17 protein-coding genes are annotated in these 20,527 nt (G+C 68.6%); 3 read left to right on the forward strand and 14 right to left on the reverse strand.

Going from position 1 to position 20,527, the window contains the following annotated elements:
- Positions 1-92: 92 nt before the first annotated feature.
- The 13 genes from IPK81_14405 to IPK81_14465 form a co-directional block, all read right to left on the reverse strand.
- A complete protein-coding gene (locus IPK81_14405) occupies positions 93-1,094 on the reverse strand; it encodes an alpha/beta hydrolase (GenBank protein ID QQS15119.1) in 1,002 nt (333 codons plus the stop codon).
- A gap of 23 nt (positions 1,095-1,117) precedes the next feature.
- Entirely contained in the window at positions 1,118-2,251 is a 1,134-nt protein-coding gene (locus IPK81_14410) for a CoA transferase (protein ID QQS10819.1), read from the reverse strand.
- A 49-nt stretch (positions 2,252-2,300) separates the two neighbouring features.
- Positions 2,301-2,645, reverse strand: coding sequence for a Lin0512 family protein (locus tag IPK81_14415; GenBank protein ID QQS10820.1), 345 nt, complete (start codon positions 2,643-2,645; stop codon positions 2,301-2,303).
- A gap of 11 nt (positions 2,646-2,656) precedes the next feature.
- Entirely contained in the window at positions 2,657-2,998 is a 342-nt protein-coding gene (locus tag IPK81_14420) for a Lin0512 family protein (GenBank protein ID QQS10821.1), read from the reverse strand.
- A 38-nt stretch (positions 2,999-3,036) separates the two neighbouring features.
- A complete protein-coding gene (locus tag IPK81_14425) occupies positions 3,037-4,653 on the reverse strand; it encodes an NAD(P)/FAD-dependent oxidoreductase (GenBank protein ID QQS10822.1) in 1,617 nt (538 codons plus the stop codon).
- Between the two features lie 149 nt (positions 4,654-4,802).
- The gene (locus IPK81_14430; protein QQS10823.1) at positions 4,803-6,050 is read right to left on the reverse strand and encodes an MFS transporter; all 1,248 of its coding nucleotides are present in this window, start codon (positions 6,048-6,050) and stop codon (positions 4,803-4,805) included.
- Between the two features lie 92 nt (positions 6,051-6,142).
- On the reverse strand, positions 6,143-7,000 hold the full coding sequence (locus IPK81_14435; GenBank protein QQS10824.1) for an ABC transporter ATP-binding protein: 858 nt from the start codon (positions 6,998-7,000) through the stop codon (positions 6,143-6,145).
- A 70-nt stretch (positions 7,001-7,070) separates the two neighbouring features.
- On the reverse strand, positions 7,071-8,363 hold the full coding sequence (locus IPK81_14440) for an ABC transporter substrate-binding protein (GenBank protein ID QQS10825.1): 1,293 nt from the start codon (positions 8,361-8,363) through the stop codon (positions 7,071-7,073).
- Between the two features lie 29 nt (positions 8,364-8,392).
- A complete protein-coding gene (locus tag IPK81_14445; GenBank protein ID QQS10826.1) occupies positions 8,393-9,481 on the reverse strand; it encodes a branched-chain amino acid ABC transporter permease in 1,089 nt (362 codons plus the stop codon).
- A 1-nt stretch (position 9,482) separates the two neighbouring features.
- Positions 9,483-10,376, reverse strand: coding sequence for a branched-chain amino acid ABC transporter permease (locus tag IPK81_14450; protein QQS10827.1), 894 nt, complete (start codon positions 10,374-10,376; stop codon positions 9,483-9,485).
- Between the two features lie 46 nt (positions 10,377-10,422).
- Entirely contained in the window at positions 10,423-12,351 is a 1,929-nt protein-coding gene (locus IPK81_14455) for an AMP-binding protein (protein QQS15120.1), read from the reverse strand.
- A complete protein-coding gene (locus tag IPK81_14460; GenBank protein ID QQS10828.1) occupies positions 12,351-13,166 on the reverse strand; it encodes an ABC transporter ATP-binding protein in 816 nt (271 codons plus the stop codon). The genes IPK81_14455 and IPK81_14460 overlap by 1 nt, the downstream gene beginning before the upstream one ends.
- Before the next feature lie 127 nt (positions 13,167-13,293).
- A complete protein-coding gene (locus IPK81_14465; GenBank protein ID QQS10829.1) occupies positions 13,294-14,823 on the reverse strand; it encodes a YdiU family protein in 1,530 nt (509 codons plus the stop codon).
- Positions 14,824-15,084: 261 nt separating this feature from the next.
- On the opposite strand from IPK81_14465, the gene IPK81_14470 reads away from it, so the two are divergent.
- The gene (locus IPK81_14470) at positions 15,085-15,891 is read left to right on the forward strand and encodes a TIGR04255 family protein (GenBank protein ID QQS10830.1); all 807 of its coding nucleotides are present in this window, start codon (positions 15,085-15,087) and stop codon (positions 15,889-15,891) included.
- Positions 15,892-16,557: 666 nt separating this feature from the next.
- Positions 16,558-17,436, forward strand: coding sequence for a hypothetical protein (locus IPK81_14475; GenBank protein ID QQS10831.1), 879 nt, complete (start codon positions 16,558-16,560; stop codon positions 17,434-17,436).
- A gap of 74 nt (positions 17,437-17,510) precedes the next feature.
- Here the strand turns inward: IPK81_14475 and IPK81_14480 are convergent, their stop codons facing one another.
- Positions 17,511-18,671 carry a phytanoyl-CoA dioxygenase family protein gene (locus IPK81_14480; protein QQS10832.1) on the reverse strand — a complete coding sequence of 387 codons (1,161 nt, stop codon included), beginning with the start codon at positions 18,669-18,671 and terminating at the stop codon, positions 17,511-17,513.
- 152 nt (positions 18,672-18,823) lie between these two features.
- Here IPK81_14480 and IPK81_14485 point away from each other — a divergent pair, with 152 nt between their 5' ends.
- Positions 18,824-20,461 carry a GMC family oxidoreductase N-terminal domain-containing protein gene (locus tag IPK81_14485; protein QQS10833.1) on the forward strand — a complete coding sequence of 546 codons (1,638 nt, stop codon included), beginning with the start codon at positions 18,824-18,826 and terminating at the stop codon, positions 20,459-20,461.
- Positions 20,462-20,527: the final 66 nt, after the last annotated feature.

The following is a 20,527-nucleotide window of genomic DNA, read 5'->3' on the forward strand; positions in this document are numbered from 1 at the left end:
CGCGCCAAGATCCCTCGCTACGCTCGGGATGACAGAGGACGGTCCCGTCGTCCTGAGCGGAGCGAAGGACGTCGACTCCGCTACCCCGGCCGCTACGGCCACACGCCGGGCACGCGGGTGGCGAGCCAGTGGACGAGGGCGGCGTTGACCTCGCGCGGCCTCTCCTGCGCCATCCAGTGGCCGCTATCGACGACCACCTCCGTCAGATCGCGGCAATGGGCGCGCATCGGCCCGGCCATCGGCGAGTCGACCGTCTCGCAGACGTAGTCGTAGCGCGCGCCGAGGAACAGGACGGGCATGTCGAGGCGGCCGCCGTTGACGGCGCGCGCCGCGTAGGCGGCGTTGGCGGCGTGGTTCACGTACCACGAGTCGGGACCGAAGAAGCCGTTGCGCGCCAGCGCCGCGGCGTAGGCGCGGAGGTCCTCCTCGCTGACCAGATCGGCGTCGCGCGGCACGTCGGGCGCCTTGCCGGCGCCGCCGAACCAGCCGCCGTCGCGCCGTGTCGTGGCGGTGCGCGCGGGCTTGCCGCGGCCGTCGGGCGATCCCTTGCGGAACAACGCTTTCGCGGTGAGGTAGGGATCGGCGTCGAACGCCGCCGTCGCCTTGGCGAAGCTCTCCTCGTAGAAGCGCATGTAGTCCCACTGGCCGGCGGGGAAGCGGTCGACCGGATAGACGTTGCGGTCGACCAAGCCGATCGCCACGTCGAGGCCGAGGTCGAGCGTGCGGTAGGGAACGCACAGGCTGGCGACGGCGTGGCAGCGCCCGGGGTGGTGGCTGGCGATGTTCCACACCACCGGGCTGCCCCAGTCGTGGCCGACCCAGACCGCCTTCTCGACGCCGAGCGAGTCGAGAAGATCGATCATGTCGGCGACGATGTTCTCCTGGGCGTAGTCGGCGTGCGCGCCGTACACGTCCGAGCGGCCGTAGCCGCGCATGTCCGGCGCGACGGCGCGGAAGCCGAGGCCGGCGAGGCAGGGCAGCTGGTGCCGCCAGCTGATCGAGAGCTCGGGCCAGCCGTGCACGAACACCACCAGCGGCCCGTCGGCCGGACCGGCCGAGAGATGGAAGGTGCGGTGGCGCGGCGTGATCGCCATGTGCTCGGTGATCGACACGGCGGTCAGCCCTTGGCGCCGAAGATCTCGTCGTTGTGCTCGCCCAGCTTCGGCGAGTCGCGCCGCGGCACCGGCCGCTGGCGGTCGAACGAGATCGGCAGGCCGGCCACGGGCATGCCGCTGCCGGGCAGCTCGCGCATCATGTCCATCGCCGCGAGCTGCTCGCTGGACGCCAGCTCGGCGATGTCGTTGACCGGCGCGCACGGCACGCCGGCGGCGCCGAGCGCCGCCATCCACGCGTCGCGCGTGCGCGTGCGCAGCAGCTCGGCGATCATCGGCAGCAGTTCCAGCTTGTTGACGACGCGCTTGCGGCCGTCGTCGAAGCGCGGATCGCGCGCCCATTCCGGGCGGCCTACCGCCTCGGCGAACTTCACGAACAGACGGTCGTTGCCGCAGGCGACGCAGAGCGGCCGGTCGGCGGTGTCGAAGGTCTGGTAGGGCACGATGATCGGACTGCCGGTGCCGTGGCGCACCGGCAGGTTGCCGGTCAGCTTGTAGCCGGTCAGCGAGCCGCCGACCCAGCTCACGGCGGTCTCGAACAGCGATGTGTCGATGACGCAGCCCTTGCCGGTGGCCTGGCGGCCCTGCAACGCCGCCAGCGCGCCGATCACGCACCACATGCCGGTGGCGGCGTCGTTGATCGCGGGCGCGCAGAAGGTCGGCGGATCCTCCGGCCGGCCGGTCAACGTCATCACCGCGCCGAAGGCCTGCAGCAGCGGATCGAAGCCCGGCGCCATGCGCAGCGGCCCCTTGTAGCCGAAGGCCCAGATCGAGCAGTAGATCAGCCGCGGGTTGACCGCCATCAGCGCGTCGGGCCCGATCCCGAGCTCGTCGACGATTCCCGGCCGCAGGTTCTGGATCAGGATGTCGGCGTCGCTCGCCAGCGCCTTCAGCTTCGCGACGTCGGCCGCGGACTTGATGTCGAGCGTGACCGAGCGCTTGCCGCGGTTGTTGGCGTGGAACATCACGCTGTCGCCATCGACGAAGGGCGGCCCCCACAGCCGCGCATCGTCGCCGCCATCGGGCTTCTCGACCTTGATCACGTCGGCGCCCATGTCTGCGAGGATCGCGCCGGCCAGCGGCCCGGCGTAGGCCTGTCCGACCTCGATCACCTTGATTCCCGCGAGCGGCCCGGTCATGCGGCGTTTCCCCTTGTCGTGTCGTTCGTGCCCAGGGCCGCGGCGCGGCCTAGGGCAGATCCAGGCTGACGATGACCGCGGCGCTGGCGATCACCGCGACGTCGCCGATCTCCTCGTCGGGCACGTCGAGCCCGCCCTTCACCACCCTCACCGTCACCTGGCCGTGCGGCAGGCTGGCCTTCACGGCGGCGGCGTCGACCTTCGACGGGTCCTGCACGCCGATCACGACCTCGACCCACATCGACTTCTTCGGATCGATCCGCAGCGTGCGCAGCATCGTCAGCGAGCTGTGGTGGATGGCGTCCTGCACGGCGCGCAGCGCGGCCTTGGTGTAGTCGCCGCCGTGCAGGTCGTTGCCGGTGCCCATCTCGAGGATGACGCGCTTCGCGGCCATGGCGCGTCCCCCTAGGCGACGTCGAGGCGGACGACCGCCGCGGCGTTGGCGATCACCGTCGAATCGGTGCCGGCCTCGTTGGCGATCTCGAGACCGCCCTCCACCACGGTCACCGTGCCGGTGCCGTGCGGCAGCACGGCGAGCACGGCGGCCTTGTCGACCAGATCGGGTCTCGGCACGCCGATGGTGACGTCGACGCGCATCGAATCGACCGGCACGCCCAGCGCGTGGGTGATCGTGAGCGAGTTGTGCCACAGCGCGTCCCGCAGCGCGCGCACGGCGGCCTTCGTGTGGTCGGCGCCGCGGATGTCCGTGCCCATCCCGATCTCGAGCGCCATGCGTCTATAGGCCATCGCTGGTTCCTTCCGGGGGATCGGCGGCGCGCGTCCGCTCAGGCGAGCGCGAAGCCCTCGTAGCCGTTCCGCACCACGGCCTCGCACTTCTGCACGTAGGCGGGGAAGCCGCCGATATACGGCATGAACACGCGCGGCTTGCCGGGCACGTTGGCGCCGAGATACCACGAGCTGCAGGACGAACGCAGCGTGTTGCCCGCCACCTCGAGGTTGTGCGCCACCCACTCGTCCTCGGCCGCCGGTTCGGACTCGATGCGTTTCAGCCCTCGCGCGCGCATGTGCTCGACGCAGTCGGCGATCCAGTCGACGTGCTGCTCGATCGACGGGAGCATGTTGGTGAACACCGACGGGCTGCCCGGACCGGTGACCGTGAACAGGTTCGGGAACCCGGCGACCGACAATCCCAGATAGGAGCGGGGACCCGCGGCCCATTTGTCGCGCAGGGAAAGTCCGCCGACGCCCTTGAAGTCGATGCGCAGCAGCGAGCCCGTCATGGCGTCGAAGCCGGTCGCGAACACCACGGCGTCGACCTCGTACTCGACGCCGGCGACCTTCGGCCCCTTGGCGGTGAAGCCCTCGATCGGCGCGCCGCTGACGTCGACCAGCGTGACGTTGGGACGGTTGAACGTGGCGTAGTAGCCGGTGTCGACGCACAGCCGCTTGCAGCCGATCACGTTGGTCGGCGACAGCAGCTCGGCGGTCTTCGGATCGCGGACGATCTCGCGGATCTTGCCGCGCACGAACTCCGCGGCCGTGGCGTTCGAGTCGGCGTTGAGCAGGAGGTCGCCGAACGATGCCATGAACGGGATGCCGCCATAGGCCCATTTGGCCTCGTAGCGCCGCCGCCGCTCCTCGGGATCGGCGTCCAGCGCCGAGGCGGGGTTGAACTCGAGGTCGATGCCCGCCGGCATCTGCCGGGCGCGGGCCCGCATGCCGGCGTAGTCGGCTTTGACCCGCGCCTTGAACGCCGGATCGAGCGGCGCGTTGTGCGCCGGCACGGTGTAGTTGGGCGTGCGCTGGAAGACGTGGAGATGCTTCGCTTGCGCGGCGATCAGCGGGATGGACTGGATCGCCGACGAGCCGGTGCCGATCACCGCCACGCGCTTGCCGGTGAAATCGACGTCCTCGTGCGGCCAGTGGCCGGTGTGGTACTGCGCGCCCTTGAAATCCTCGAGGCCGTCGAAATTCGGCTTGTTGGCCGAGGACAGGCATCCCGTCGCCGCGATCACGTAGGTCGCCGTCACGCGGTCGCCGGTGTCGGTCTCCACCGTCCACTTGCCGGTCGCGTCGTCGAACGCCGCCGCCGTCACGCGGGTCTCGAACTGGATGTCGCGGCGCAGGTCGAAGCGGTCGGCCACGTGGTTGGCGTAGCGCATGATCTCGGGTTGGGTGGCGTAGCGCTCGCTCCAGTCCCATTCCTGCTGCAGCTCGGGCGAGAACTGGTAGGAGTACTGCATGCTCTCGACGTCGCAGCGCGCGCCGGGATAGCGGTTCCAGTACCAGGTGCCGCCGACCCCGTCGCCGGCCTCGTAGACGCGCGCCGTGAAGCCGGCGCGGCGCAGCCGGTAAAGCATGTAGAGGCCCGCGAATCCCGCGCCGATCACCACCGCGTCGTAGGCGCCGCCCTTGGCCGCGCCGTTCCCCGAACCCGACATGTCGCTCCACCGTCCATTCCGCGCGCGAGGGCGCGCACCGATCCGGCGCGAGGTTAGAGCGCCGCCGCGGCGAGGGCCAGACCGCGCGGCGCGGGGTATGGCTGCGATGCGGCCGCCGCGGTGGCCGTCCGCGGCCGCCGCGCTGGCCGTCAGCGGCCGTTGGCTGTGGCGTCGACGCGCCACAGCGCGTGGCGCCAGCGCAGCGCGATGACCAGGGTGAAGGCGAGACCGATGGCGCAGTAGGCGGTCGCGGTGGCGGAGAAGCCGAAGCGCTGGATCAGCGGTCCGGCCGCCAGCAGGCCCAGCGGATAGCCGTAGACCGCGAGCATGCGCACGCCCATGACGCGCCCGCGCATCGCCGGCGGCACGACGCGCAGCAGCATGACGGCCATCGGCACCATGCTGAGGCTCTGCACGAGGCCGGCCGCCAGCAGGGTGGCGCAGCCCGCCAGCGGCCCGCCGGCGTGCGCGAAGGCGATGGTCGCGGCGAACCACAGCGCGGTCGACACCAGCATGACCCGCGCCGGCCGGATCGTGGCGCCGCGCACGCTGAGCGCGACCGAGCCGAGCAGGGCGCCGGTGGCGAAGCTGGCCACCAGCCAGCCCAGCCCGGTCTGGTCGAGGTGGTAGACGTCCTTGGCGACGTGCGCGAGCAGCGCGCCGGTCAGCGGGAACGCCGTCAGGTTGACGAGGAAGGCGAGGTACATCGCCGCCCGCAGCGGCGGCGTCGCCCAGATGTAGGCGAGGCCGTCGCGCAGGTCGCGCAGCGGCGAGACGCGCGGCGCGGCGGCCGGCGCGCGCGCCGCGCCGCCGGCGACGCCGAGGGTCAGCGCCAGGCTGAGCGCGTAGAAGGCGCAGATCGCGATGTAGGCCGGGCCCATGCCCATGGTCGCGACCAGGCCGGCGCCGGCCAGCGCGCCGGCGACGCGGGCGGAGTCCATCGTCGTGCGCGAGACGCCCATGGCGCGCATCAGCAGGTCGGGCGGCATGGTCTCGCCGACCAGCACGTTGCGCATCAGCAGGTCCGACGGCCGCACCGTGCCGGCCAGCAGCGCGACCACGAACACCGTGACCGGCGTGGCGGCGCCGCTGATGAACAGGACCGCCAGCGTGGCGGCGAGCGCCAGATAGGCCGCGCGCATCAGGCACAGCAGGTTGCGGTGGCCGATGCGGTCGCCGGCGACGCCGAACATCGGCGCCGCCAGGGTGCCCAGGAACTGCAGCGAGCCGAACACCGCGAGCACGACGACCGAGCCGGTCTCGACCAGCATGTACCAGCCGAGGATCAGCGTCTCCATCTCGAACGCCCACGACGTCGCGAGATCGGCCGGCCACTGGAAGCGGAAGCTGCGCACGCCGAACGGCGCCAGCGCGGGCACGCGCGACGTCACGCCCATCCGTCGACGCTCCCGCGCGCCATGCGTTCCCCCGTTGGCGCGCTAGGAGCCCGGGCCCCCGGCGCGCGGCGGGATCATACACCGCGGCATGGTCACAGCCAGCGCTTGCGCCGGCGGAACGATTTGAGGTTCTTGAAGCTCTTGCGCGCCTCGCCGCCGCCGCCGAGGTAGAACTCCTTGACGTCCTCGTTCTCGGCGAGCGACGCGCGCGGCCCGTCGAGCACGATCTTGCCGGACTCCATGATGTAGCCGTAGTCGGCCACCTTGAGCGCCATGTTGGCGTTCTGCTCGACCAGCAGCATGGTGATGCCGAGGTCGCGGTTGAGCCGCTCGATGATCTCGAACACCTCGCGCACCAGCAGCGGCGCCAGCCCCATGCTGGGCTCGTCCAGCAGCATCATGCGCGGCCGCGCCATCAGCGCGCGCCCGATCGCCAGCATCTGCTGCTCGCCGCCGGAGAGGTAGCCGGCCAGCCCGGTGCGCTCCTTCAGCCGCGGGAAATACGAGTAGACGCGGTCGATGTCGTCGCCGACCTCGTTGTCGCTCCGGGTGTGGGCGCCGACGCGGAGGTTCTCGATCACGGTCATGTCGCTGATGATGCGGCGGCCCTCCATCACCTGGAAGACGCCGCCGCGCACGATCCGCTCGGGGTCGCGGTGGGCGATGCTGGCGCCGTCGAAGCGGATGTCGCCCGACACCACCTCGCCGCGCTCCGACTTGAGCAGGCCCGAGATCGACTTCAGCGTCGTCGACTTGCCGGCGCCGTTGGGGCCGAGCAGCGTGACGATGCCGCCCCTGGGCACGCGCAGGCTGACGCCGCGCAGCACCAGCACGACGTCGTCGTAGACGACCTCGATGTTCTCGACCTCGAGCAGCGCCGGCGCGTCCACGGCCGCCGCCGCGCGGTCGCCGGCCGCGGCCGTGGGAGTCGTGGTGGTCGCTTCGGTCATGGGGCGGCGGCTCCGGCGGGAGGCCGGAGGGGGCGCGGCGGCCGCGCCCCCTCCGTCGTGCGGTGGAGGGCTAGTAGCCCAGCCACTCCGGCTTGCGCGGCACCTTGATGTCCGCGACCTTCTCCATCTTGATCACGCCCTTGGCGAGCAGGTCGGTGTACTCGCCCTGGTCGGTGTCGCCGGTGACGCGGCCGCGCATCAGCCCGACGGTGTCGACGCTGCGGTGGTCGGTCGCCGTCCAGGTCACGGGCGGGCACATGCCCTCCGTCTTCGCCGGCACGAAGTCCTTCATGCCCTCGAGCGCGGCCTTGATGCCCTCGCCGTTCAGCTTCCCCGCCTTGTCGGCGATGCGCATCGCCTCGGCGAGGTAGAGGACCTGGCAGGCGCCGCGGACGTAGGGCAGGGCGCGGTGGGCCTTGCCGGTCGGATCGGACATGTTCGAGATGGCGCGGAACGTCGCCATGCCCGGCACGTTGGCGCCCCACGCCTCCTGTCCGACGACCCAGACGATGCCGTCCGCCGCCTTGCCCGAGGCCTTGAGGCCGGGCTCGTCCATGCCCCAGATGTTGGCCATGAACTGCACGTTGACGCCGACGGTGGCGCAGGAGCGCAGCAGCGCGATGTTGGCGCCCGTCGTGTTGGCCATGAAGGCGTAGTTGGCGCCCGACGACTGCAGCGCCAGGCACTGCGCCTTGAAGTCGCCGCCCGCCAGCGCGTACTGGATCGACGGCACGACGTCGAAGCCCAGCTCCTTGGCCAGCGACTCGCCGGCTTCCTTGGGCGCCAGCGGATAGGGGTGGTTGTCGCCGAGATGGATGTATTTCGGCTTGCCGGCGCCGCCCTTGCGCTTCCAGTCCTCGGCCGCCCAGATCAGCAGCGCGCGGGCGCCGTCGGAGTACGACGCGGCGCCGAAGAAGTTGTAGGGCGCGGGCTTGATCTTGCCCTCCTTCGCCTTGGCGCTCACGCCGGCCGGATCGGTGAGGTGCCCCGACAGCGAGAGCGAGAAGTAGGGGATCTTGTCCTGGGCGATGAAGCCCACCATCGCCTCGGTGTCGTTGGTGCCGTAGCCCTGGATCGCGACGGCGCCCTCGTCCTTCCACTTCTTGTAGAGCTGGATCGAGCGCTGCGTCTGGTAGCCGTAGTCGACGGTCTCGACGTCGATCATCTTGCCGTTGATGCCGCCGTTGGCGTTGATCCAGGCGAAGGCGTCGACCTTGCCGGGACCGGAGATCTTGCCGACGCTCGACGTGGCGCCGGTGTAGTCGACGAGATTGCCGACCTTGATCTTCTGCTGGGCGAGCGCCGGTCCGGCCAGCAGCGCGCCGGCGGCGACGGACGTCAGGATCGCGCGTTTGAACGTCATGGCATTCCTCCTGCTTTGGTTGGTACGCTTCAGTACGAGAACGGGTAGAGCTTCCAGTACGCCTTGATCTTGCGCCAGCGGGCGGCGAGGCCCTCGGGCTCGAATATCAGGAACAGCACGATGGCGAGCCCGATCGCCATCTCCTTCAGGTAGGCGAGGCCCTCGTTGAAGCCGGCGCTCTGGCCGATCCCCAGGCCCTGCACGATCCGGACGACGCCCTGCATGAACTCGGGCAGGAACAGGATGAAGACGGTGCCCATCAGGCTGCCCATCACCGAGCCGAGGCCGCCGATGATGACCATCGCCAGGAAGTTGATCGACAGCAGCAGGTCGAACGCCTCGGCCGACACGAAGCTGGTGTAGTGCGCCATCAGCGCGCCGCCGATCCCGGCGTAGAACGACGAGATGCCGAACGCCAGGATGCGGTAGTACGTGAGGTTGATCCCCATGATCTCGGCGGACAGGTAGTGGTCGCGCAGCGCCACCATGGCGCGGCCGTCGCGCGTGCGCATCAGGTTGGCCGCGAACACGTACATCGCCACGAGGTAGAACAGCACCACGTAGTAGTAGCTGCGGTCGCCCGACAGCGTGAGGCCGAACAGCGAGAACGGCGGGGCGTTGGCGCCCGAGGCGCCGCCGGTGAACCACGCCGCGCGGCTGAAGAAATCCTGCAGGACGAACTGCGACGCCAGCGTCGCGATCGCGAGGTAGAGCCCCTTCAGACGGCCCGCCGGCAGGCCGACGACCACCCCGAGCAGCGCCGTCGCCAGCCCGGCCAGCGGGATGCTCAACGCCACCGGCACGCCGTGGCGGCCCGAGAGGTAGGCCGACATGAAGGCGCCGAAGCCGAAGAACGCGGAGTGGCCGAGCGAGATCTGCCCGGTGAATCCGACGAGGATGTTCAGGCCCAGCGCGGCGATGCCGTAGTAGGCGATCTGGATGACCAGCGCGAGCCAGTACGAGGAGACCAGCGACTTGCCGCCGAACTGCATCGGCAGGACGCACAGCGCCAGCAGCGCCACGGCGCAGGCGATCGCCGAGCCGCGGGTCGGGAAGATCGTGCGGTCGGCCTGGTAGGTGGTGCGGAAGTCGCCCGCGGGGCGCATCGAGCCGGCCATCTCACACCCGCTCGATGTTCTTGGTGCCGAACAGCCCGTAGGGCTTGATCAGCAGGATGATCAGCATGGCGTAGAACGGCGCGACGGTGATCAGGTTGCCGAAGCCGAGGTACTCGGCGTCGAGGAACTGCGCCAGCCCCTCCAGCAGACCGATGATCAGGCCGCCGAGCACGGCGCCGACGATCGATTCGAGGCCGCCGACGATCACCGCCGGGAACACCTTGACGCCGACCGTCGCGACCGACGCCGACACGCCCGACACCAGCCCGACCACCACGCCGGCCAGCGCCGAGACCACCGCCGAGATCGCCCACGACAGCGCGAAAACGCGCTTGACCGACACGCCCATGCTCTGCGCGACCTGCTGGTCGAACGCCGTCGCGCGCATCGCCAGGCCCATCTTCGAGAATTTGAAGAAGTAGGCGAAGCCGACCATGATGACGACCGATATGCCGAGGCTCATCAGGTAGGCCGTCTCGACGTTGAGGCCGAGCACCTTCACCGTGCTGGTGTCGAACACCGGCGGGAACGGCTGGGTGAAGACGCCGAACACCCACCGCAGCAGCGCCTGGAAGAAGATCGACAGCCAGATCGTCACCATCACGATCGAGATCACCGGCTCGCCGATCAGCGGCCGCAGCACGATCACCTGAACCGCCACGCCGAGCAGCGCCATGAAGACGAGGCAGACGGGGAAGCCGGCCCAGAACGGCAGCTTGAACTCGGCCACCAGCCACCAGCACACCCAGGCGCCGATCAGCACGAACTCGCCCTGCGCGAAGTTCACGACCTGGCTGGCCTTGTAGATCAGCACGAAGCACATCGCGACGACGCCGTAGAGCGCGCCGACGATCAGGCCGTTGACGACGAGCTGCACCAGGAGCTGGGTGTTCATCGGCGGCCGTCGGCTGGCAGGGCGGTCATGGCGGCTCCCGTCGCGCTCAGGCCGACCGCGCCGCCGCCGCGTCGCCGGGCGAGGCGACGGGCAGGGTGGTGCGCACGCGCTGGCGCGAGCCGTCCTGGAAGGTGATCTCGGTGTCGATGCGGACGTCGGCCGCGCCGGAGTAGATCGCCTCGATGATGTCGGCGTACTTCTCCGCGATGACGCCGCGGCGCACCTTGCGGGTGCGCGTCAGCTCGCCGTCGTCGGCGTCGAGCTCCTTGTAGAGCAGCACGAACTTGCGCAGCCTCTGGGCCGGCGGCAGCGAGGCGTTGACGCGCTCGATCTCGCCGGCGATCAGGCCGTAGACCTCCGGCCGGCCGGCGAGGTCCGAGTAGGTCGTGAACGACATCCGGTTCTGCTCGGCCCACTTCGACACGATGGCGAAGCGGATGCAGACGATGGCGGCGGGATGCTCGCGGCGGTCGCCGAGGATCACGGCCTCGCTGATGTAGGGCGAGAATTTCAGCTTGTTCTCGATGAACTGAGGCGAGAAGCGCTCGCCGCCGGCTGTGGTCGCGAGGTCGCGCATGCGGTCGATGACCACGAGCTGTCCCGACGGCTTGAAGTAGCCGGCGTCGCCGGTGTGCATCCAGCCGTCGCGCAGGTCGGCGCGCGTCGCCTCCTCGTTCCGGTAGTAGCCCGAGAACATGTAGGGGTGCGCGCTGACGATCTCGCCGACGCCGTTGGGGTCGGGGTTGTCGATCCGGATCTTGTACTCCTCGCCGAGCCCGGTGCCGACGGCGTCGAAGTCGACCTGGCCGCCGGGCCGCTGCGTGCAGTAGATGCCGGCCAGCTCGGTCTGGCCGTAGAGCTGCAGCATCGGCAGGCCCATGGCCATGAAGAACTTGAAGGTGTCGGGCCCCATCGCCGCGCCGCCGGTGCTGGCGAAGCGCAGGCGGGTGAAACCGAGCCGGTCGCGCAGCGCTCTGAGCACGACGCCCTGCGCCAGCGCGCTGACGCGGCCGCCCTCGACGCCCTTCAGCGCCATGTCGAGGCCCCACTGGAACATGCGGCGCTTGAACGGCGAGGCGTCGATGATGCGCGCCCGCACGTCGGCGGCGATCTGCTCCCACACGCGCGGCGCCAGGAACATGAAGGTCGGCGCGATCTCGCGCAGATCGGCCATCACCGTGTCGGGATTCTCGACGAAGTTGACCTTGTGGCGGCAGACCAGCGGCTGGTAGAGGCCCTGGAACTGCTCGCCGATCCACGCCATCGGCAGCAGCGAGACGTACTCGTCGTCGGGCCCCAGCCCGAACAGGTCGCAGTAGATGGCGACGTGGCGGATGAAGCGGCCCGACGCGATGCTCACGAGCTTCGGGTGCGACGTGGTGCCCGAGGTCGAGCACAGGATCGCCTGGTCCTCGCCCGATGTCGCGTCGACCAGCGAGTCCCACAGCCCGGGCTCGGCGGCGGCCGTCGCGCGCGCCCTCTCCAGCAGCGAGTCGCGCGCCACCAGCCGCGGATCGTCGTACTTGCGCATGCCGCGGGCGTCGCAATAGACGATCCAGCGCACCGACGGCGCGTCGGAGGCGGCGCGCAGGATCTTGTCGACCTGCTCCTCGTTCTCCGCGACCACGACCTTGGCGGCGGCGAAGTCCACGAGGTAGCCGATCTCCGATTCCAGCGCCTCCTGGTAGAGACCCATGGTCAGCGCGCGCACCGCGTGCGCGCCGACCGCGGCGGCGATCCAGTCCGGCCGCGAGTCGCCCACGATGGCGACGACGTCGTCCTTGCCGACGCCGAGCCCGCGCAGGGCCAGCGCCCAGAGCTTGGCGCGGTCGTGGAAATCGGCCCAGGTGTACGACTTCCACAGGCCGAGGTCCTTCTCGCGCAGCGCCGTGTCGGCGCCGTGCGTCCGCGCGTTGTGGCGCAGCAGCCTCGGCAGCGTGTCGTGGGTCTCGACGTGGGCGAACCGGGCCGGGATCACGCGGCCGCCTCCGCCACCGCGGCGCCGTGGTCCTCGCCGAGATAGGCGCGCCGGACCTCGTCGCTGGCCTTGATCTGGTCGGGATCGCCCTCGGCGATCTTGCGGCCGAAATCGAGCACCATCACGCGGTGCGAGAGATCCATGACCACGCCCATGTCGTGCTCGATCATCACGACCGTGATGCCCCACTCCTCGTTGAGGTCGACGATGAAGCGGGCCATGTCCTCCTTCTCCTCGAGGTTCATGCCGGCCATCGGCTCGTCGAGCAGCAGCAGCTCGGGCTTCAGCGCCACGGCGCGCGCCAGCTCGACCCGCTTGCGCAGGCCGTAGGCCAGGGTGCCGGCGGCCTCGTTGCGGATCGCCTGGATGTCGAGGAAGTCGATGATCTCCTCGACGGCGGCGCGGTGCTCGGCCTCCTCCTGGCGCGCGCCGCCGATCCAGTAGGCCATGCCGCGCAGGAAGCCGGCCTTCATCAGGTGGTGGCGGCCGACCGTGATGTTGTCGAGCACCGACATGCCGTTGAACAGCGCGAGGTTCTGGAAGGTGCGCCCGATGCCGAGGTCGGCGCGCTTGTTCGGGCTCATGCGCGTGATGTCGCGGCCCTTGTGCAGGATGCGCCCGGAGGTCGGCTGGTAGCGGCCGGAGATGCAGTTCAGCGTCGAGGTCTTGCCGGCGCCGTTCGGCCCGATGATCGAGAACAGCTCGCCCTCGCGCACGGCGCAGCTCACGTCGGACATGGCGCGCACGCCGCCGAACCGCAGGCTCACGTCGTCGAGTTCGAGGATCGGCGCGCGATCCGCGTCGTCACCCATGGGCGCTGCTCCCTGTCGCGCCAGCCTGTCTTGGCGGTCCTTGTCACCCGCGAGGGTGCGGACCTTTGCATATCAGGTATGGCCGATCGAGCGCCTAGTCAATCGGGTTCATCGCGGCGGACGGCCGTCAGGTGCCGCAGAAGGTTCGGAGCACGCGTTCATCGGGCAAGGGCGGCTCGGTGTAGGCGGCGAATTCCGGCCGCTCCTCGAAGGGCCGCGCCAGCACCTCCATCAGCGTGTCGAACGGCGCCAGATCGCCGCGCTCGGCGGCGGACAGCGCCGCCTCGACACGATGGTTGCGCGGGATATAGGCGGGGTTGACCGCGCGCATCGCGTCGCGGCGCGCGGCGCCGTCCGTGGGCTCGCGCGCCAGCCGCGTCCGCCAATCCACCGCCCAGGCGTCGAAGGCGGCGGGGTCCGTGAACAGGTCGCGCAGGCCGGCGTCGGCCGCCGGGTCGGCGGCGGCGTCGCACAGGCGGCGGAAGGTCAAGGTGAAGTCGGCCTGGTTGGCGGCCATCGCGTCGAACAGCGCCTGCGTCAGCGCGGCGTCGCCGTCCTCGGCCGTCGTCAGTCCCAGCTTGGCGCGCAGGGCCGCGACCAACGCCGTCGAATACAACGGACCGAACGTCTTCAGCGACTCGTTGGCACGCGCCAGCGCCGCCTCGGTGTCGTCGTCGAACAGCGGCAACAGGGTCTCCGCCAGCCGCGCCATGTTCCAGGCCGCGATGCCGGGCTGGTTGGCGTAGGCGTAGCGGCCGCCCTCGTCGATCGAGCTGAACACGGTGGCGGGATCGTAGGCATCCATGAAGGCGCACGGCCCGTAGTCGATCGTCTCGCCGCTGATCGTCGTGTTGTCGGTGTTCATCACGCCGTGGATGAAGCCGATCGACATCCACTTCGCGACCAGCGCCGCCTGACGCGCCACGACGCGTTCGTAGAACGCCGGGTACGGGTTCGCCAACGCCGCGACGTCGGGGTAGTGGCGGGTGATGGCGTGGTCGGCCAGCCATCTCACGGCCTCGCCGTCGCGGCGCGCGGCGAAGAACTGGAACGTGCCGACGCGGAGGTGGCTGGACGCCACCCGCGTCAACACCGCGCCGGGCAGCGCCGTCTCGCGGTAGACCGGCTCGCCGGTGGTCACGGCGGCCAAGGTGCGCGTGGTCGGCACGCCCAGCGCCGCCATGGCCTCGCTGACGATGTATTCGCGCAGCACCGGGCCCAGCGCGGCGCGTCCGTCGCCGCGGCGCGAGAACGGCGTCGGGCCGGAGCCTTTGAGCTGGATGTCGCGCCGGGCGCCGGCGCGGTCGACCACCTCGCCCAGCAGGATGGCGCGTCCGTCGCCGAGCTGCGGCGTGAAATTGCCGAACTGATGGCCGGCGTAGGCCTGGGCCAGCGGTTCCGAGCCGTCGGCGATCCGGTTGCCGGCCAGAATCTCGACGCCCGCCGGCGTCGCCAGCGCGTCGGGATCGACCCCCAGCTCCAGCGCCAGAGGCCGGTTGACGCGGATCAGCGCCGGCGCCGCGACCGGCGTCGGGGCCAGCCGGGCGTGGAAGCGCGCCGGCAGCCGGGCGTAGCTGTTGTCGAACGGGAATGACGGCACGACGGCGGCCGCGGCCGGCCGCGTCGCCGCGAAAGGAATGCCCGTGTCGTTTGCCATGGCCGTCCAGCGCTGAGATCAGTTTGTAGATCGTTTGATTTACCACGACGAACAAGGGCGAGATCACTCGCTCGTGTGCTGCTTGGACTCTAACGACAACATCGGAGTTTGCAGATCTCGCGCAGACGAGGTCAAATAACATGGCAGCGGCGTGGATTGAGCGTTCATATAATTTGCATAGTAAATGCAAAAATAGGATGGCTTGAAATAGCCCACTTCACACTGTACTTCACAAGTATTGCTAGAGAGCTCGGGGAAAAAATGACAGAAGCGCTCGCACCGCTGACCGGGCCGTCGCCAACCGAAGTGCACTTGCCTCGCGCGCCGCTCGTGCGCGTCATCGCGCAGGTGCGTTTCGAGCCCATCTTGGCGATCCGCCTTGCTGATCGCGTTGCTACATTCCAAGAGATTGTCCGCGGGAAATATCCATTCCTTAAAGAAGACCGCGTTCATCAGGTGGAGGTGGCGCTTGGTCCCGCCGTTCCGCCGCAGATCAAGGAAGCGATCCTGTGGCGATTCTCAGACCAAGAGGAGCAGGTCACCTGGAGAGTTAGCTTGGGTGTCGATTTCGTCGCCTTAGAAACTACCGCCTACGAGAGTCGTGACAATTTCCTCCAACGTCTTCGTGAAATCGTTGACGGTGTTGAAGCGGTATTCAAGCCACAAGAGGTTCGACGGTTTGGACTGCGATATATTGATCGCCTGACTGGAGACGCCATGTTGCGGGCTAGCGATCTCATACGCGCCGAAGTTTTGGGGATTGCACAAGGACGGATCGGTGGAGCGGCAAGGCATATCCTCACGGAGACGATACTGGATGCTGAGGAAGGTGTAATCCAAGCGCGATGGGGGCGCCTTCCACCCAAGGCGACGATCGATCCAAATGCAATTGAGCCGATCGATGAGCCAAGTTGGCTTTTAGATCTCGACATGTCAACGCGGTCTAAGCAAAGCTTCGATGGCGACGGTATTTCGAAAACGGCGACGGCGTTTGCGGAGCGCATCTACACCGTGTTTCGGTGGATGGTCACTACGGAATTTCTCCGCTTCTATGGAGGCAAGCCGTGAGTATGTTGGCACCATCCATCGGCAATGGGACGTCGACGTCAGGCTTCGGCGCAATGATACGAGTCAGCGCGCTCAACGCTGCAATTTTCGTCGGGGCGTCCCTCTTTGCCGACGCAACCGGAAATTCGTACCCATCTCACTATCCAAATGAGGCGACCGCAGCCGAGCCGCAGGGTAAAGTGGCCCCATCTGAGCCCCAGTCAACATCTGAAGCAGTACTTGAAATTCGGCGCATCTCTGGCCTGACTTGGGAAGAGATCGCTTCGATCTTCGGCGTTACGCGACGAAGCCTACATCACTGGGCCAGCGGCAAGATCCTATCTGCTTCGAATGAAAGGCGTGTCCGGCAGGTCCTTAGAGTTGTGAAAAACGTAAATCGGAGTGACTCAGCTCAAACGCGCACTCTACTACTTGACGATACGTACGCGGGCGTGTCGATCGTAGACTTAATGAGGAGCGATGCAATATCAAGCGCAATTGAACGAGTCGGCCCAAGTTTGGTTTCTTTTGCCAATACGCCGCGAACGCCTCTTTCGCGCGAGGCGCTGTTGTCACGTCGCTTGCCGAGCCTATCCGAATCCCTCGACATTGATCAGGCGCGTCCCGCGCTTGCTGCAAATGCGCGTCCAGCGCGCGTGACCCGCGTTCCGACAAAGAGTTGAGGTAATGGCTGAATCTGTGGAGGCAGATGAGACTGACGTAGATCGCGCACTTCAGGTGTGGCGCCAAGGTGACGTGACGTTGTCACCGAATATCGGCTTCGTCCATTGGGCGAATATCGTGCATCCCCTTGCGTATGCATCGAAGCAAGCCGTGGCACAGAGGAATAGCGATGACGATTTTCCGGACGGTCATATGCTTGTCGAAGATTCCGCAATTGAAGGATTCGTCATTCTCAGCCAGACTTGCGATATCGTGCGAGCGAGCAATGATCGTCACTATGTCGAAGTTGCGCCGCTGATACGCGTGTCACCAGAGTTTCTCGATGAGGTGCGCCGCGTTCGCCGGCCGGCTTTCGTATACATCCCTGCTACGGCTGCGGAACGGCTTATTGCCGACCTAGACCGCACTATGACCGTCGAGAAGAGCGTAGTAGCCACCTGGAAGCGAACGCCGGGATGGGCGACAGATGCGGAGTCACGTAGCATCGCTCAAGCGCTATCGCGGCAGCGCGCGCGATTCGCATTTCCTGATGATTTCAATGCTGCCTTAGCGCCCTTAGCATCGCGATTTCGTGCCAAGCACAACAAGGCAAGCTCCGAAGGGGCCTATATGCGCGCACTGTCGGAGATTCGTGTTCGGGCAGCGCCTTCTTGGGACGACCCGATCGTTCAGTTGACGGTGTGGTTTGTCAAAGACGAGGCCTCAACTCCTGACATAGTGGATTGGTCGGGCGTCATCGACAAGTGGGTTGAGTTAATAGGTCAATCCGGGCGTTTTCGTGTTGAAAGCGCAATTGCCGTTCGCCTTGAGGATATGACCGCGCGCGACTACGTAGATAGCGATCGCTTGGATCTTGACCATCTATCGATTGGGAGGCCGTAGCGTCGGCTACCGCCAATGACATTTGCCGGATGGCGCGTTACTTCAACCAACGGCGACGCACTGGCCAGCCGCCCTCAGATGCTCAGGTCGAGCAGGTTGTAGTCCCTGATCCCGGCTTTGGCGGCGGCGTCCCAGCGATGGACCTCGCCGGCGTCGGCGTGCGGCTTGTAGACGTAGGGCGTCTCGTCGGGGAAGCGTTGGCGGCGCGCGTCGATGCCGTAGCCGATCAGGCGCGCGCGCTCGCTGATGCGCGCCTCGTCATAGGTCGCGGCCGCGTTGTGGATGCCGGCGCCGGTGACGCCGAGCACGGAACGCCGGCGGTGGAAGCCGAAATTCACCGTCACGCGCCAGTCCGGGCTGGTGTTGGCGAACGAGCCGTGCACGGACTGGCGGTTGGTTATGGCGATGTCGCCGGGCGCGCAGACGATCGGCACGGCGTCGGGCAGCCGCTCGGTGCCGGCCGCCGCCACCATCGCCTTGATGTCGGCCCGGCCGGTCTTGTGCGAGCCCGGCACCACCCAGACGCCGTTGGCGGGCGTGCAGCCGTAGAGCTGGGCCATGAAATTGAAGCCGTGCGAGCCCTGGTCCCAGTCAGGCTTGTCCCAGTGGGTCACGCCGTCCTGGTGCCACGCCACCGACGCGCCGCGGCCCGGCTCCTTGATGAACAGCGCCTCGTTGAACGGCACGAAATCCTCGCCGTTCACGGCGGCGGCGACCGCCAGCATGTGGGGGTGCCCGTAGACGCGCAGGGCCGCCTCGGAGAACTGCAGCGAGCCCAGGATCAGGTAGACGATCTCCTTGGGCGCGTCGGCGGCGGCCTTCGGCTCGAACATCTTCACCGGATGGCGGCCCATCGCCAGCTTGGTGCCGCCGAACGGATCGCCCAGCGGCTTCGACCACTGCAGCGTCGGCGCCTGGCAGTCGGCGGCCAGCGCCGGCCGGCCCTTGGCGTCGACGGCGGCGCCGCGCTCGACCGGCAGGCGGTCCAGGATGTCGCGCAGGTCGGCCTCGATGTCGGCCAGCTCGTCGCGCTTCAGCACGCCCTCGAAGATGTAGAAGCCGCAGCGCCAGTAGGCCGCGAGGATGTCGGGATGCAGCTTCCCGTCGTCGGTGAAGCGGACGGGCCCGCGGTTGCCCAGCGCGCGGGCGCGGTCCTCGCCCTCGCGCAGGTAGGCGCGCATCGCCGCCTCCTCGGAGCCGTAGTCGACGTCGATCTTCCGGGCCGGCTGGTTCATGGCGTCCTCCGCCACCGGCCCCGCGCGCGGCGCCGGCGTTCTCGCGAGCCTAGACCCGGCGACCGGCGGCCGGCAATGCGGCCGGCGACGATCCGGATTGCCGGCGGGCCACCGGGCGCGCTAAGCCGGCATCATCGGGAGGATGCGGCGGAATGGACAGTTTCGACTACGTGGTCGTCGGCGCCGGCTCGGCCGGCAGCGTGCTCGCGGCCCGGCTGAGCGAGGATTCCGGCGTCACGGTCTGCGTGCTGGAGGCCGGTCCGTCCGACTGGAACCCGATGATCCACATCCCGGCCGGGTTCATGTACACGCTGGTCAATCCCAGCGTGAACTGGCTCTACACCTCGGAGCCCAGCGAATGGACCGGCGGCCGCCGAATCGCGGCGCCGCGCGGCAAGACGCTGGGCGGCTCCAGCTCGATCAACGGCCACATCTACAACCGCGGCCAGCGCATGGATTTCGACGGCTGGGCGCAGCGCGGCAACCGCGGCTGGGGCTACGCCGACGTGCTGCCGTACTTCCGGCGCAGCGAGGGCCGCGTCGGCGCCGCCGACGACACCTTCCGAGGCCGCGACGGGCAGCTGCCGATCACCGATCTCGACTGGCGCGACCCGCTGTGCGAGGCGTTCATCGAGGGCGCGGTCCAGCAGGGCATCCCGCGCAACACCGACTACAACGGCGCCACCCAGGCCGGCGTCAGCTACGTGCAGCGCATCGTCAGGAACGGCCGCCGCGTCAGCGCCGCGCGCGGCTTCCTGAAGCCGGCGATGCGGCGGCCCAACCTCGAGGTCCGCACGCGCGCGCACGCCACGGGGATCGTTCTCGACGGCAAGCGCGCGACGGGCGTGCGCTACCGCAAGGGCGGCCGCGGCGGCCCCGAGGTCGAGGTGCGCGCGCGCAAGGAGGTGATCCTGTGCGGCGGCACGGTGAACTCGCCGCAGCTGCTGCAGGTGTCCGGCATCGGCCCGGCGCCGCTGCTCCAGTCGCTCGGCATCGACGTCAGGCACGCGCTGGCCGGCGTCGGCGAGAACCTGCGCGACCACTACGCGCCGCGCTTCGTGGCGCGCGTCAAGAACGCGCGCAGCATCAACGAGCGCTCGCACGGGCTGAGCCTGGTGGGCGAGGTGCTGAAGTACGCGGTCGCGCGCAAGGGCATCCTCGCGCTCAACCCGACCCTGGTCTACGTGTTCTGGAAATCCGACGAGCGGGTCGACAACTACGACCTGCAGCTCACCTTCACGCCCGCCAGCTACAAGGAGGGCGTGCAGTCGAAGCTCGACGACCTGCCGGGCATGACGATCGCCTCGTGGCAGCAGCGGCCCGACAGCGTCGGCTACATCCGCGCGAAATCCGCCGATCCGTTCGACCACCCCGTCATCCAGCCGAACTACCTCGCCGAGGAGAGCGACCGCCGCGTGCTGCTGGCCGGCATGAAGCTGGCGCGCCGCCTGCTCGCGTCCGACGCGCTGGCGCCGTACTACGACCACGAGGTGTTCCCCGGCAAGGACGTCCAGTCCGACGCCGGGCTGATGGAGGCCGCCAAGCAGCGCGGCACCACCACGTTCCATCTGATGGGCACCTGCCGCATGGCGCCCGACGCCGATCCGAGCGGCGTCGTCGACGACCAGCTCCGCGTGCGTGGCCTCGCGGGCTTGCGCGTGGTCGACGCCTCGATCATGCCGACCATGCCGTCGGCCAACCTCAACGCGTCGGTGTTGATGATCGCCGAGAAGGCCGCCGACATGATCCTCGGCAAGCCGGCGCTCGAGGCGGTGCGGCTGGCGGATTGAGAACGCGACGCGGGCGCCGTCGCGCGGCGCGCGTTCGCGCGCTCTTGTCGCTTTCGTCATTCCGAG

It is taken from the genome of Rhodospirillales bacterium (genome assembly GCA_016699855.1).
In the GTDB taxonomy this organism is placed as follows: domain Bacteria; phylum Pseudomonadota; class Alphaproteobacteria; order Reyranellales; family Reyranellaceae.

Coding starts and splice junctions, on each gene's coding strand:
- IPK81_14405 (QQS15119.1), bottom strand. CDS start 1,094: ATGGCGATCACGCCGCGCCACCGCACCTTCCATCTCTCGGCCGGTCCG.
- IPK81_14410 (QQS10819.1), bottom strand. CDS start 2,251: ATGACCGGGCCGCTCGCGGGAATCAAGGTGATCGAGGTCGGACAGGCC.
- IPK81_14415 (QQS10820.1), bottom strand. CDS start 2,645: ATGGCCGCGAAGCGCGTCATCCTCGAGATGGGCACCGGCAACGACCTG.
- IPK81_14420 (QQS10821.1), bottom strand. CDS start 2,998: ATGGCCTATAGACGCATGGCGCTCGAGATCGGGATGGGCACGGACATC.
- IPK81_14425 (QQS10822.1), bottom strand. CDS start 4,653: ATGTCGGGTTCGGGGAACGGCGCGGCCAAGGGCGGCGCCTACGACGCG.
- IPK81_14430 (QQS10823.1), bottom strand. CDS start 6,050: ATGGGCGTGACGTCGCGCGTGCCCGCGCTGGCGCCGTTCGGCGTGCGC.
- IPK81_14435 (QQS10824.1), bottom strand. CDS start 7,000: ATGACCGAAGCGACCACCACGACTCCCACGGCCGCGGCCGGCGACCGC.
- IPK81_14440 (QQS10825.1), bottom strand. CDS start 8,363: ATGACGTTCAAACGCGCGATCCTGACGTCCGTCGCCGCCGGCGCGCTG.
- IPK81_14445 (QQS10826.1), bottom strand. CDS start 9,481: ATGGCCGGCTCGATGCGCCCCGCGGGCGACTTCCGCACCACCTACCAG.
- IPK81_14450 (QQS10827.1), bottom strand. CDS start 10,376: ATGAACACCCAGCTCCTGGTGCAGCTCGTCGTCAACGGCCTGATCGTC.
- IPK81_14460 (QQS10828.1), bottom strand. CDS start 13,166: ATGGGTGACGACGCGGATCGCGCGCCGATCCTCGAACTCGACGACGTG.
- IPK81_14465 (QQS10829.1), bottom strand. CDS start 14,823: ATGGCAAACGACACGGGCATTCCTTTCGCGGCGACGCGGCCGGCCGCG.
- IPK81_14470 (QQS10830.1), top strand. CDS start 15,085: ATGACAGAAGCGCTCGCACCGCTGACCGGGCCGTCGCCAACCGAAGTG.
- IPK81_14475 (QQS10831.1), top strand. CDS start 16,558: ATGGCTGAATCTGTGGAGGCAGATGAGACTGACGTAGATCGCGCACTT.
- IPK81_14480 (QQS10832.1), bottom strand. CDS start 18,671: ATGAACCAGCCGGCCCGGAAGATCGACGTCGACTACGGCTCCGAGGAG.
- IPK81_14485 (QQS10833.1), top strand. CDS start 18,824: ATGGACAGTTTCGACTACGTGGTCGTCGGCGCCGGCTCGGCCGGCAGC.